Below are 13,497 nucleotides of genomic sequence, written 5' to 3' on the forward strand. Positions count from 1 at the left end.
CGACAGGATCGGCCTCCTTTTTGTCTGAGAGGTAGTGGCCTTCCCCTACTCTTCGTCCCCCGGCTCCAGGTCCGCCTTCAGCACCGCCAGCTGCGCCATATAGGCCTCCAGCTCCGCCCGCCCTTGCTCAGTGATGCAATACACGCGGCCGCTGCCCTCGACCAGCTCGGCCGTGATGGCCCGCGCCATCATCAGGCTGCGCAAGATCGGCCGCAGCGAGCGGATATTCTTGTCGATGCCGCGCTCGCGCAGCCGGTCGACGAGGCTCAGGACGGTGGAAGGGCTCGACTGGACGAGCTTGAGGACATAGACACGTGAGAAAAACCGGTCAAAGGCACGCGGTTTCATGGGCGCTGTCGGCGCACCCGATGGCGCGGGAATCGTGATCATCATGCGCAGCCCATGACTGCTGCCGCAGTCGGGCACTCTCGGTTGTAAGAAGAAAAAAGGGGTGCACAAAGGCACCCCGAATGCTTGCATTGTGTGCGCCGTTGCCGACGGCGCAATTCCGGGGCGTCCGGACGCTATTCTTCCTGGAACGCTTCTTCGCGCTTGGCCTTGATCGAAGGCAGAGCCACCACCGCCACCAGTGCCGCGGCTGCAATCAGCAGGCCCATCGACAGCGGACGCGTCACGAACACGGTGAAGTCACCACGCGACAGCAACAGCGAGCGGCGGAAGTTTTCTTCCATCATCGGCCCCAGCACGAAGCCCAGCAGCAGCGGTGCCGGTTCGCACTTGAGCTTCAGGAACAGGTAGCCGATGATGCCGAAGCCGGCCGCCATGAACACGTCGAAGGTCTGGTTGTTGACCGAGTACACGCCAATGCCGCAGAACACAAGAATGGCCGGATACAGGAAGCGGTACGGCACGGTCAGCAGCTTCACCCACACGCCGATCATCGGCAGGTTCAGGATGATCAGCATCAGGTTGCCGATCCACATCGAGGCGATCAGGCCCCAGAACAGCGCCGGGTTGCTGGTCATCACCTGCGGGCCGGGCTGGATGTTGTGGATGGTCATCGCACCCACCATCAGCGCCATCACCGCGTTGGGCGGAATGCCCAGCGTCAGCAGCGGGATGAAGGAGGTCTGCGCCGCGGCGTTGTTGGCCGATTCCGGACCCGCTACGCCTTCGATCGCACCCTTGCCGAACTCATGCGAGTACTTCGAGGTCTTCTTTTCCAGCGAGTAGGCCGCGAACGAAGCCAGCGCCGCGCCGCCGCCCGGCAGGATACCCAGCGCCGAGCCCAGGAACGTGCCGCGCAGCACGGCCGGGATCATGCGCTTGAAGTCCTCCTTGGTCGGCCACAGGTTCGTCACGCTATCGGTGAAGGTCTCGCGGGCTTCTTTCTGCTCCAGGTTCGCGATGATCTCCGCGAAGCCGAACATGCCCATGGCCAGCGCGACGAAGTCGATGCCGTCGGTCAGTTCCGGCACGTCGAACGAGAAGCGCGCGGCGCCCGAATTCACGTCGGTGCCGATGAGTCCCATCAGCAGGCCCAGCACGATCATCGCCACGGCCTTCGGCAGCGAGCCGGAGGCCAGCACCACCGCACCGATCAGGCCCAGGCACATCAGCGAGAAGTACTCGGCGGGGCCGAACTTGAACGCCAGTTCCGACAGCGGCGTGGCAAAGGCAGCCAGGATCAGCGTAGCCACGCAGCCGGCGAAGAACGAGCCGAGACCGGCAGTGGCCAGCGCCACGCCCGCCCGTCCTCGCCGCGCCATCTGGTAGCCATCGATGGTTGTCACCACCGACGACGATTCACCGGGCAGGTTCACCAGGATGGCGGTAGTCGAGCCGCCGTACTGGGCGCCGTAGTAGATACCGGCCAGCATGATCAGCGCGGCCACCGGCGGCAGCGTGTAAGTCACCGGCAGCAGCATGGCGATGGTGGCCAGCGGCCCCAGGCCCGGCAGCACGCCGATCAGGGTGCCCAGCACACACCCCAGGAAGGCGTAGGCAAGGTTTTGCAGCGACAGCGCCGTGGAGAATCCCAGCGCAAGGTGATCAAGCAATTCCATTCTCGCTGCTCCTTAACCGGTGATGAATGCAGGCCATACCGGCATCTGCAGGTTGATGCCGTAGACGAACGCACCCAGGCTGATCAGCACGAGCACCACGCCGTTGAGCAGCGCGCCCTTCCAGCTGAACTCGTGGCTGGCCATCGACGACACCAGCACCAGCACGAACACCGACAACACCATGCCAAGCGGCTTGAGCAACAGGCCGAACAGCACCACGGAACCCAGGATCCAGAGCAGGGTCTTCAGGTCCCAGCGCGCGAGATGGTCTTCTTCGCCCTTGGACGACAACGAACCGATCAGCACCAGCACACCAAGCAGTGCCAGCACCATTCCAAGCAGGAATGGGAAGTATCCGGGCCCCATCTTTGCGGCTGTTCCCATGGAATAGCCACGTGCGACCCAGGAAAAGCCGAATCCGACCAGAACGAACATCAGGCCGGAGGCAAAGTCCTTTTGGCTGCGTATGCGCAAAATGATTCTCCTCAAAGTTCACGAAATGCCGTGCCGGGGGGGCGCACTGGCTCGGGCGCCGCAAGACATGCGCAAGGCATGCTCCCCGACGGTTGACCCGAACCTTAAAGACGCGAACTTTCAGGTGCCTTTCATTTGTCTTGGTTTAGGGGTATTCACCGATGCCCCTGAAAACAAGGCAAATCCGGCCCATGTGCGCGGACAAATACGTCAGGGCACGATGGTTTTCAACGTGAAGAAGCGGAAGGAAAATCGACGGGGATGTCAGGCGAACAAGACCGCCCGCGCGCTTGCATCAGGTCAAGGCGCGAACCGAAAGACGCGCGCGCGCCTGCTCCGGCCGTCAGGGCACGCGTGCGCTGGGAGGGAGTGCCGGCGGCGGCACGATGACACATCGATCTTTCGAATGGCTTTCAATGCCGCCAACGCCACGACGGGCCGCTGAAGTCACCGCGCGGCTTCCGGCTCGGGTGTTGCCGCGGCCGTCTCCTCGACGACCTCGCCCGCGTCTTCGCAGGGTGTGCCCATGCTGGTATCGGGCGCCTGCCCCACGGCCGCCGCCGGGTGCGGCGCCGTGGGCAGGATGTGGCTGCGGCGCCAGTTGCCGAAGCGGTAGTAGCCGATCGCCAGTGCCAGCGAAACTACCGAACCCAGCGGGAAGCTCCACCAGATTGCCTCGGCGCCGATGCGCGGGCCCAGCGCCCACGCGAACGGCAGCCGGATCACCCACATCGACAGGAACAGGATCACCAGTGGCGCCATCACCGCGCCGGTGGCGCGCACCGTGCCGAAAATGACGATGGTGAAGCCGAACAGGATGAACGACCACAGCACCACCACATTGATATGCTGGGCGATGCCGATGGCCACGCCGTCGGTGCCGAGGAAGAGTCCGAGCGAATGCCGGTTGAACACGTAGATCAGCGCGACCAGCGCGCCGGTCATGGCTACGTTGAACAGAAGCCCCACGCGCGTGATGCGCGACACACGCTGCCACAGCCCCGCGCCGACGTTCTGCGCCACCATTGACGACACGCTTGCGCCGACCGCCAGCGCGGGCATCTGCACATAGGTCCAAAGCTGCGAAGCCACGCCGTAGGCCGCGGTCGTCTGCGAGCCGTAGGCGTTGACCATGGCCATCATCACGATGGCGGACGACGAGATCACCACCATCTGCAGCCCCATCGGCAGGCCCTTGACCACCAGCGCGCGCAGGATCGCCGGGGCTGGCCTCAGCAGCGCCAGCTGGCCGCGATGCAGCAGCAGGAAATGCCGGCGCCGGTACAGCAGCGCCATCATCGCCGCCAGGCTCGCCAGCTGCGCGATCAGCGTGGCCAGCGCCGAGCCCGCGATCCCCAGCGGCGGGATCGGGCCGATGCCGAAGATCAGCACCGGGTTGAGCACCACGTCCAGCACCACGGACAACAGCATGAACCAGAACGGTGTGCGCGAATCGCCGGCGCCGCGCAGCGTCATCATCACAAAGTTGTAGAAGTACATGAACGGCAGCGCCAGGAAGATGATGCGCAGATAGGCCACCGCCAGCGGCGCGGCGTCTGCCGGCGTGTGCATCGCGGCCAGGATGTCAGGCGTGTAGAAGTAACCCAGCGCCGACGCCAGCACCGACAACCCGACGAAGAAGGTGGTGCTGGTGCCGACCACGCGGCGCGCCTCGTCCAGGTCGCGCGCGCCGACCGCCTGGCCGATCATGATGGTATTGGCCATGCTGATGCCGAATACCACGCCCAGCAGGAAGAACAGGATGATGTTGGCGTTGGAGGTCGCCGTCAGCGCGGCCTCGCCCAGGAAGCGGCCGACCCAGACCGAGTTGATCGAGGCGTTCAGCGACTGCAGGATGTTGCTGCCCAGCACCGGCAACGAGAACAGCAGCAGGGTCCGGCCGATCGGGCCGGTGGTCAGTCTGGCGTCTGGCTTCATGGGGTGTCGCGCATGGGAAATCCGCCCAGTCTATTCCTGCCCCGGGGTGCCTACAAGCACGCATGGCAACTCCCGGCCGGGCCGGCAAGACGCACTTTGCCCGAATCCGGCCCACTTTTACCCGAATGAGTTATTTCCTGGCGATTGCGGCGGCTCGCATACTCGGCGCGGGACCTCAGCGTCCCAGGCCGGCTGCCGGACGGGGTTACCCGCGTTTTCCGGCGTGCGCGTGCTCCCTTCAGTCGCAGTCATAACGAGGAGGTGGGGTCATGTTTGTCGGTTTCCAGCCTGTTTCCGGCGCCCTGGTGCCGTTTGCCTATGACTGGCCGATGGTGGGCCTGTCGTTCCTGATCTCAGTCTGCGGCGCCTACGTGGGCCTGCGCTGGTCGCGCCGGGTGCGCCTGCCCGACGGGCGCCTGGACGTGGACCGGCTGCTCTGCGCCAGCGTGGCGCTGGGCGGCGGCGCGGTCTGGTCGATGCACTTCATTGGCATGGTGGCCTATGAGACCCCGACCCACCGCGAGTTCGGCCTGTTCCTGACGCTGGCCTCGCTGCTGGTCGTGATGGTGCTGGCCGGGGCAGGGCTGGCAGTCGCCTCGCGCCCGCGCGGCAGCCGCACCGACAACGTGGTCAAGGGCGGCGTGCTGACCGGGCTGGGCGTGGTGGCGATGCACTACACCGGCATGGCGGCGATCCGCTCGAACACCCGCTACGACTGGGACCTGGCCATCATCGGGCTGTCGGTGGTGATCGCGGTGGTGGTGTCGGTGGTGGCGTTGTGGCTGGCCACCACGGTGAAGACCCGCGGCAAGCAGATGGCGGCGGCAGTGGTCATGGGCATTGCCGTCTGCGGCATGCACTACACCGGCATGTCGGCGGGCACGATGGTCTGCATCAGCCTGACCTACGCGCCCGGCCTGTTCGCCATCGAAGGCGACAGCATCGGCTACGCGGTGTTCGGCCTGACGCTGATCACGCTGATGGTGATCCTGGTGGTGGAAGCTACCCGCACCGGCATCCAGGCCGCGGAGATGCAATCGAACGGCCAGTAGTTGCGCGCCCCGGCCGCCCATTGACCGGCAAGACGTCTCTCCCTGCCGCCAGGCGCCGCATGCATCATAATGTGCCGCTGAGTGCAAGTTGAACGAATAGCAGGTCAGAGGCCAGGATCCCGGGTGTCAACCGTATTGCTGATTGATGATCACACGATGTTCCGGCAAGGGCTGGAGCTGGCGCTCGCGCAAGCCCGGCCCGCGTTACGGCTACTGGCCGCTCCGGGCGGCAAGGAGGCGCTTGCCTCGCTCCAGCTGCATGCCGATATCAGTGCGGTGATGATGGACTACTACCTGCCCGACATCAGCGGCAGCGCGCTGTTGCAAAGGCTGCGCCAGGCCCGCCCGGGCATCCGCATCCTGGTCTTGTCCGCCTCGGAAGACCCCGACGATGTACGCCATGCAATTTCGGCCGGGGCCCATGGGTTCCTGCATAAGTCGGCCGACATCCCTACCCTGCTCGAGGCGCTGGCCTCGGTGATGGCTGGTGCAGGCTATGTGCCGGCGTGGTACCGGGGCGTTCCGCCCCAGGCCGGCCCTGGCGATGAAGCGGCGCGCGTGAGCGCGCTCACGCGCAGGCAGCGCGAAGTGCTGTTGCTGGTCTGTGACGGCCTGCGGAACAACGACATCTCCGTGCGGCTCGGGATGACCGAAAAAACGGTCAAGGCGCATATGTCCGCCATCCTCGCCACACTGGGCGCACACAACCGGACCCAGGCCACGCTGATCGCACGGCGCGGCGGCTTGCTCGGCAAGCCCCAGTAAGCAGTCCAGCGCGGTTGCGGCCAGGTTCGCACATGGGACTTTAGTCCAATGCGCAAAAGCAGCCGGCCATGCATGATTTCGCACACAATAAAAATGCCGGGGAAGTCATATGGGTCATTTCGAACGCGCCGGCGCGTGGCGGGCATTGACGTTGGTGCTGGCAGGCAACCTCGCGCATGCCGGCGCCCAGGCTGCACCCGATGCCGGCCGCGTCCCCGACCTGCCTGCATTGCGCGCGGTACCGGATGCCGGCGTGCTGCTGGACGAAGCCAGGCCGCCGGTGACGCTGCCAGACCACGGTAGCGGCGCCCTGCCGCCTCCCGAGCCGGCTCGCCCGGCACCCGCGCTGTCACCTGAGATCCGGGTGCGGGTGTCCGCCGTCCGTATCACCGGAGCACGTGCCTTCAGTGAAACCGATTTACAGCCGCTGGTGGCAGCCCTGCCTGGCGGCGAACGCAGCCTTGGCGAACTGGAACAGGCCGCGCAGCGCATTACGCAGTATTACCGCCAGCATGACTACTTGCTGGCACGCGCCTATCTGCCCGCGCAGGAGATCCGGGACGGCAGCGTCGAAATCCGCGTGCTGGAAGGCAGGCTCGGCACCATCCGTCTCGATAACCCGTCGCGCATGCCGGACACCTTTGTCAGCGGCCGGCTCGCCGGCTTGCACGAGGACGAAGCACTCAGGCGCGATGCGCTCGAGCGCGGTTTGCTGCTGCTCAACGATACGCCCGGACTCGTGGTGCGATCCACGCTCAGCCCCGGCGCCTCAGTGGGCACCACCGATCTCGATGTCCGCGTCGACGACGGACCGCGCGTCAACGCCGATGCGAGCGTCGACAACTACGGCAACCGCTTCACCGGACAGTATCGCTTCAATGCGAGCGTGGCCGCCAACAATCCGCTGCGGCTGGGCGACGCCCTGCTGCTGCGCGCCATCACCGCCGGCGAGGGATTCAATTACGGGCAGCTGAGCTACCAGCTTCCCGTCAACCGCCAGGGCACGCGGCTGGGGGCTTCCTATGCCGCCATGCACTATCGGCTTGGCGAGGAGTTCGACAAGCTCGACGCGCACGGCACCGCGCAGATCGCCAGCGTCTTCCTGACGCATCCGCTGGTCCGTAGCCGCGCCGCCAACCTGAATGGCCAGGTCAGTTATGACCACAAGACACTGAACGACCAGGTCGGCGCAGCCGGCGTATCGGCCGACCGCAGACTGGACAACCTCACACTGGGGCTGTCCGGCGACCGCGGCAACTGGCTCGCCGGCGGCGGCATCACCCAGGGCAGCCTGAGCCTGACCATCGGCAACCTGCAGCTCGATGGCCTCAGTGCCGCGCTCGACGCCGCGGCCCACCACACGCAAGGGCACTTCGCCAGGGCCAACCTGCAGGTCCAGCACCTGCAGCCGCTCACCAGCCGCCTGAGCGTCTATGCGCAGCTGAGCGGGCAACTGGCCGGCAACAACCTGGATTCCGCCGAAAAAATGATCCTGGGCGGCGCGTGGGGCGTACGCGCCTATCCGCAAGGCGAGGCGCCCTCCGACGACGCCTGGCTGGCCAATCTCGAACTGCGGTACGGCTTCCTGCCGCAGTGGCAGGCGATCCTGTTCTACGACGCGGCACAAGGCTGGCTCACCCACTCGCCGATCGCCGCCGATGGCGCCAACCGCCGCACATTGTCCGGTGCGGGCGCCGGGATCCGGTGGGCCAACGCGCAGGGCTTCAGCCTGCAGGCTACGCTGGCGTGGCGCACCAGCGGCGAACCCACCTCGGACCGGGACCGCACGCCGCGATTCTGGTTGCAGCTTGCCAAGTCGATCTGAGGCGGCGGCCGGTACAAGATCAAGGGGAACAGCATGAACCACGGATACCGCCTGGTCTGGAGTGCGGCGCAGGCTGCCTGCGTACCGGCACCCGAGAATGTCAGGGCGAAAGGGAAGCAGGCGGGCGGCAAGGCGCTGTCACGAACGGGGGGGCTCTGCGCCGCCCTGCTGCTCGGCTCGCCCGTCTTCGCCGCACCCGCCGGCGGTGTCATCAGCAGCGGCGCGGGCAGCATCGCCACGGCGGGGGCCAGCACCACCATCACGCAGGACAACGGCAAGCTGGCGATCAACTGGAACAGCTTCAGCATTGCCAGCGGCGAGACCGTGAATTTCGTGCAACCGGGCAGCAGCGCCGTCGCGCTGAACCGGGTGGTCGGCAGCAGCGCCTCCGAGATCTACGGCAAGCTCAATGCCAACGGGCAGGTATTCCTGCTCAATCCCAACGGCATCCTGTTCGGCCGCAGTGCCAGCGTCAATGTCGGCGGGCTGGTCGCCAGCACGCTGAACCTTCCCGACTCCGACTTCCTGGCTGGCAGGTACCGCTTTGCCGGCAATGCCGGCAGCGTCGTCAACCAGGGCAGCATCACCGCCGCGGACGGCGGCTATATCGCCATGCTTGGCGGCCGGGTCAGCAACCAGGGCACGCTGGTGGCCAGGCTTGGCACGGTGGCGCTCGCCGCGGGCCGCGACATCACGCTGGATTTTGCCGGCGACGGCCTGCTCAGCGTGACCGTAAGCCAGGGCACCCTCGATGCGCTGGCCGAAAACCGCCAGCTGATCCGCGCCGACGGGGGCAGTGCAGTGCTGACCGCCGCCGCGGCAGACCGGCTGGCGCAGGCCGTGGTCAACAATGACGGCGTGATCGAGGCGCGTACCGTCGACAACCGCAGCGGCACCATCCGGCTGCTGGGCGACATGGAGCGCGGCATGGCGAAGGTCGGCGGCACACTCGACGCCAGTGCGCCCGGCAGCGGCAACGGTGGCTTCATCGAGACCAGCGGCGCACAAGTGGCAGTAGCGGACGGCGCCCGCATCACTACGGCGGCAGCAGGGGGGCGCACCGGCACGTGGCTGGTCGACCCGGGCGATTTCACCATCGGCAGCGGCAACGCCGCACTCACCACAAGCGGCATCGGCGCTGCCACGCTGTCGGCCAGTCTTGCCAGCAACAGCGTCGTGCTTGCGACCGCCAACACAGGCAGCGGCAATGGCGACATCAGCGTCAATGCGCCGGTAAGCTGGAGCGCCAATACCACGCTCACGCTGAACGCGTATCGCAATCTCAACGTGAATGCGCCGATGACAGCTGCCGGCAACAGCGCCGGGCTGGCGCTGAATTACGGAAACTATGTTGTAGCCGGTACCGCCAGCAGCGGCACCGGCTACAGCATCAGCGCGCCGGTCACGTTGAGCGGTGCCAGCGCGAGCCTGCGCATCAACGGCGACAGCTATACGCTGCTTCACAGTATGGCGGACCTGGCGGCAATCAACAGCAACGGCCTGGCGGGCAAATATGCGCTCGCTCAAGACCTGGATGCCGCGGGCATGACCTATGCCGCTGCGGTCGTGGGATCTGGCAGCAGCCCCCTCACGGGCACGTTCGCCGGCCTGGGGCATACGGTCAGTAACCTGACAATCAATGCAAACGGCAACAATGTCGGGCTGTTCGGCCAGAGCAGCCCGGGCGCGGTTGTTCGCGACATCGGTCTTGTCAATGCCGTGGTGTCGGGCCAAATCAACGTTGGCTTACTGGTAGGCAACAACCTCGGCGACATCACCAACGCCTATGTCGCCGGCGGCACGGCCAGCAGCCAGCACGGCTATAGCGTTGGCGGAATTGCCGGCAATAACGACGGCCTCATCCGCGGCGCGTATTCCACCGCAGACGTAACAGGCGGCCCTTCGGCGGGGGGACTAGCCGGTAGCAACCACGGGCGCATCGGCAATGCTTACGCCACCGGCAGCGTGACAGGCAACAACACCTATCAGGTCGGTGGCCTGGTCGGCTACAGCAGCGGCAGTATCGACAACGCTTACGCCACCGGCACCGTGGCTGCCCCCGGGGGCAGCCGCCATGTCGGCGGGCTGCTGGGCATCAACGTCGGCACTGTCAGCAATGCCTATGCAACCGGCAACGTCATTGGCAGCGCGGGCAGCTATCGCATGGGCGGACTCGTGGGCACCAACGCCGGCAGCATCACCAATACGTATGCCACAGGCACCGTGACGGGGGACAGCGCGATCGGCGGGCTGGCAGGAAGAAACGAGGGCCGCATCGCTGCCTCGTTCTGGCTGCTGGGCAATACGGGTACCGGCATCGGCGATGGCATCCTCCAAGGCGCCACCGGCCTGGCCAGCGCCCAGGCCAACAGCCTGTCCACTTATGCCGCCAGCGGCTGGAGTATCGATGCCACCGGTGGCACCAATGCCGTCTGGCGCATCTATGACGGCTACACCATGCCGCTGCTGCGCAGCTTCCTGAAGCCGGTCACCGTGACTGTCGCCGCAGGCAAGACCTACGACGGCACCACCGGCGGTATCGCCGGATACACCCTTTCCGATGCATCCGCAAGCTTGTCGGGCAGCCTTGGCTTCGCCAGCAACTCCAGCAATGCCGGCAACTACAGCACGGCGGCCGGATCGCTGGCCATCTCCGGCCTGTATTCCTCGCAGCAGGCGTATGACATCGTCTACGCCGGCAACCTGCACATCGACAAGGCACCCCTGATCGTCAGCGGCGCTGCCGCCGCCGGCAAGACTTATGACGGCACTGCCGTCGCCACGGTCACCGGCGGCAGCCTGGCAGGCGTCGTGGCAGGCGATACCGTCACCCTCAGCCAGAGCGGGACATTCAGCGACAAGAACGCCGGCGCGGGCAAGAGCGTGGTCATGTCCTTCGGCATCGGCGGCGGCGATGCCGCCAACTACTGGTTGGTGAATCCCACCGCGACCGCCACGGCCGATATCGGCAAGGCGCCGCTGACGATCATCGCCACCGACGACAGCCGCGCCATGGACGGCCGCCCCTACACCGGCGGCAACGGCATCCGCGTCAGCGGCCTGCTGGCGGGCGACACCGCGAGCGTGCTGTACGGCAGTCAGCGCTACGGCGGCAGCGCGCAGGGCGCGGTCCAGCCAGGGGTCTACGCGATCGCGCCTGCGGGGCTGCATGCGGACAACTACACCATCGCCTACGTTGACGGCTCGCTGGTGATCCGCAATGCAGCGCCCCCGTCGCCGCGCTATGTGGCTGCCATTGCCAGCGCAGCAAACGCCGGTCGTCCCGAGCCTGCGTTGCCCGCCGCGGCGCCGGACCTGCTTGCGATCGTCGACGGCGGCCTGCGCCTGCAGCAGGATTCGCCGCGGTAGCCGCGGCAAGGGGCTGCAAGGCTAAGGACGTACCGTACCGTGCCGCGCCCGCTGCTAGAATCTGCGCGACCCTCCTACCTCCGCCCCTTCCCGGGGGACCCGCGCATGAGCAGCCCCATCTCGCCGACTGACAGCGAACGCATTTTCGACGTGCAGATCTCGGTGCTGCGGCGCAGCTTCCCCTTCGCCCTGGGCGGATCCGTGATTTCGGCATGCGTGGTGGCCTATGTCATGCTCGCGGCGATTCCGCGCCTGCAGGTGATGGCATGGCTGGCGCTCACGTTGATGGTGGCGCTTGCCCGGCTGGCCGCCATGATGTACTTCGACCATGCCGCGGGCCGCGCCGGCGCAGCTCAGCGATGGCTGAATCAGATGATTGCCGGCAACATCGCATCGGCCACCCTGTGGGGCCTGCCGTTTGCCTACTGGACATTCGTCGTCCCGCTCGAGTACCAGCTCTTCTTTATCGTGGTGCTCTTTGGCCTTGGCACCGGCGCCATCTACTCCAACTATATGGTGCTGCCGGCGGTCTATGCCTTCCAGCTCCCGGCCTTCGCACCGCCGTTCATTGCGCTGGCAGTGCAGCCATCGGCGATCAACCTCGCGCTGGTTGCGAGCGGCGTGGCATACCTGGTGGCCACCGTGGCCTTTATTCACCGCATGAACAAGACCCACCTGGATGCCTTGCGGCTGAGCTACGAGAACATGGCCCTGTTGCGGCAGGTGAGGCTGGAGAAGGAAGCGGCGGAGCGCAGCGACCTGGAAAAATCGCGCTTCCTGGCGGCAGCCAGCCATGACCTGCGCCAGCCCGTGCATGCCATGAGCCTCTTTCTCGGCCTGCTTGCCAATGAGCCGCTGTCAAAGCACAGCCGCTATCTCGTCGAGAACATTACCAGGGCAACCGCTGCCATGGGACATCTGTTCGATGCCCTGCTCAACATCTCGCGGCTCGATGCCGGCGTGATTCACCCACGCTCCGAGACCTTCCCGCTCAACCGCTTGCTCGACCAGCTTCGCGCCGAGTACGCGCCGCAAGCCCTGCAAAAGGGGCTGACGCTGACGGTGCGCCCGTGCGCGGCGCTCGTCCGTTCCGATCCCATGCTGCTCGAGCGCATCCTGCGCAATCTGGTGAGCAACGCCATCGTGCATGCACCGGCCGGCCATGTGCTGGTGGGCTGCCGCAGGCGCGGCGGCGATATCCGCATCGAAGTCTGGGACAACGGACCGGGCATTCCGCGCGAGGAGCACGAACGGATCTTCTGGGAGTTCCACCAGTTGCAGAATCCCGAGCGGGACCGGAGCAAAGGGCTGGGGCTCGGCCTCGCCATCGTCCGCCGCACCGCGGCGCTGCTGGGGCATGCGCTGACGCTGCGTTCTGAACCAGGCCGCGGCACCGTGTTCATGGTGACCGTCGCGGCGCCCGACGCCCCGGCGCCGGCCTGCCATCCCGAGCCCGGTTCAGCCGGGACGGATGCCGGCGTGCCGGACTTCGCGGGGCAGCCATCCCGGCAGCTGCTGCTGGTGGTCGATGATGATGCGCAGAATCGCGAGGGGCTTCGCCTGCTGCTCGAAAGCTGGGGACATCGGGTGATCTGCGCCGCAGACTGCGACGGCCTGCTTGCGCAGGTGGCCTGTCTCCCGGAGAAGCCCGCCCTCATCATCAGCGACTACCGGCTGCGCGACCACGAAACCGGCATCCAGGTCATCGAGCGGCTGCGCGAAGAATACAACGACCCCGACATGCATGCCCTGCTGGTCAGCGGCGACACCGATCCGATCCGCCTGATCGAAGCCGCTGATCGCGCAATTCCCATCCTGCACAAACCGGTGGAGGTGAACGTGCTTAAATCCTGGGTGGCAAAGCTGCTGCCTGCCCGGAACGACGGCTGACGCCGGCGCGCATTGGCCATCGCTGCAGGCGCGCCCGGCGTCACATCCGTTCGCTTCTCGCGGGCTACGGTGCACAAGCGGCGTCGACGGGGTAAAGTTCCGCTTTGACCGGCGGCAGCTCCCTGCGGAATCGCGCCCCCGGGGACGACTATTACGC

Annotated in this window: 9 protein-coding genes; 5 read left to right on the forward strand and 4 right to left on the reverse strand. The window is 66.2% G+C overall.

Translation table 11 applies throughout. The annotated features are described in order from the left end of the window. Positions 1 to 45: 45 nt before the first annotated feature. The 4 genes from ACREYQ_RS27555 to ACREYQ_RS27570 all read right to left on the reverse strand — a co-directional run bounded on the left by ACREYQ_RS27555 (position 46) and on the right by ACREYQ_RS27570 (position 4,439). Positions 46 to 348 carry a transcriptional regulator gene (locus ACREYQ_RS27555; protein ID WP_432262675.1) on the reverse strand — a complete coding sequence of 101 codons (303 nt, stop codon included), beginning with the start codon at positions 346 to 348 and terminating at the stop codon, positions 46 to 48. A 176-nt stretch (positions 349 to 524) separates the two neighbouring features. After that, positions 525 to 2,027, reverse strand: coding sequence for a tripartite tricarboxylate transporter permease (locus ACREYQ_RS27560; RefSeq protein WP_432261137.1), 1,503 nt, complete (start codon positions 2,025 to 2,027; stop codon positions 525 to 527). Positions 2,028 to 2,039: 12 nt separating this feature from the next. Further along, positions 2,040 to 2,501 (reverse strand): tripartite tricarboxylate transporter TctB family protein, encoded by a 462-nt coding sequence (locus ACREYQ_RS27565; RefSeq protein ID WP_432261138.1) that lies wholly within the window; start codon positions 2,499 to 2,501, stop codon positions 2,040 to 2,042. A gap of 447 nt (positions 2,502 to 2,948) precedes the next feature. Further along, positions 2,949 to 4,439, reverse strand: a complete 1,491-nt coding sequence (locus tag ACREYQ_RS27570) for an MATE family efflux transporter (protein WP_432261139.1) — start codon at positions 4,437 to 4,439, stop codon at positions 2,949 to 2,951. Between the two features lie 269 nt (positions 4,440 to 4,708). On the opposite strand from ACREYQ_RS27570, the gene ACREYQ_RS27575 reads away from it, so the two are divergent. The 5 genes from ACREYQ_RS27575 to ACREYQ_RS27595 all read left to right on the forward strand — a co-directional run bounded on the left by ACREYQ_RS27575 (position 4,709) and on the right by ACREYQ_RS27595 (position 13,340). After that, positions 4,709 to 5,491, forward strand: a complete 783-nt coding sequence (locus ACREYQ_RS27575) for an MHYT domain-containing protein (RefSeq protein ID WP_432261140.1) — start codon at positions 4,709 to 4,711, stop codon at positions 5,489 to 5,491. Positions 5,492 to 5,614: 123 nt separating this feature from the next. Further along, on the forward strand, positions 5,615 to 6,256 hold the full coding sequence (locus tag ACREYQ_RS27580) for a response regulator (protein WP_432261141.1): 642 nt from the start codon (positions 5,615 to 5,617) through the stop codon (positions 6,254 to 6,256). Between the two features lie 109 nt (positions 6,257 to 6,365). Further along, complete coding sequence (locus ACREYQ_RS27585) at positions 6,366 to 8,081, forward strand: ShlB/FhaC/HecB family hemolysin secretion/activation protein (RefSeq protein ID WP_432261142.1); 1,716 nt, start codon at positions 6,366 to 6,368, stop codon at positions 8,079 to 8,081. 33 nt (positions 8,082 to 8,114) lie between these two features. Next, on the forward strand, positions 8,115 to 11,450 hold the full coding sequence (locus ACREYQ_RS27590; protein ID WP_432261143.1) for a filamentous hemagglutinin N-terminal domain-containing protein: 3,336 nt from the start codon (positions 8,115 to 8,117) through the stop codon (positions 11,448 to 11,450). 39 nt (positions 11,451 to 11,489) lie between these two features. Further along, positions 11,490 to 13,340 (forward strand): ATP-binding response regulator, encoded by a 1,851-nt coding sequence (locus ACREYQ_RS27595; protein ID WP_432261144.1) that lies wholly within the window; start codon positions 11,490 to 11,492, stop codon positions 13,338 to 13,340. Positions 13,341 to 13,497: the final 157 nt, after the last annotated feature.

Source organism: Cupriavidus sp. TMH.W2 (assembly GCF_050847365.1).
GTDB lineage: Bacteria > Pseudomonadota > Gammaproteobacteria > Burkholderiales > Burkholderiaceae > Cupriavidus.

Excerpts from the sequence above, each read along its gene's own strand:
- ACREYQ_RS27555 (WP_432262675.1), bottom strand. The coding sequence starts at position 348 with ATGAAACCGCGTGCCTTTGACCGGTTTTTCTCACGTGTCTATGTCCTC.
- ACREYQ_RS27560 (WP_432261137.1), bottom strand. The coding sequence starts at position 2,027 with ATGGAATTGCTTGATCACCTTGCGCTGGGATTCTCCACGGCGCTGTCG.
- ACREYQ_RS27570 (WP_432261139.1), bottom strand. The coding sequence starts at position 4,439 with ATGAAGCCAGACGCCAGACTGACCACCGGCCCGATCGGCCGGACCCTG.
- ACREYQ_RS27575 (WP_432261140.1), top strand. The coding sequence starts at position 4,709 with ATGTTTGTCGGTTTCCAGCCTGTTTCCGGCGCCCTGGTGCCGTTTGCC.
- ACREYQ_RS27585 (WP_432261142.1), top strand. The coding sequence starts at position 6,366 with ATGGGTCATTTCGAACGCGCCGGCGCGTGGCGGGCATTGACGTTGGTG.
- ACREYQ_RS27590 (WP_432261143.1), top strand. The coding sequence starts at position 8,115 with ATGAACCACGGATACCGCCTGGTCTGGAGTGCGGCGCAGGCTGCCTGC.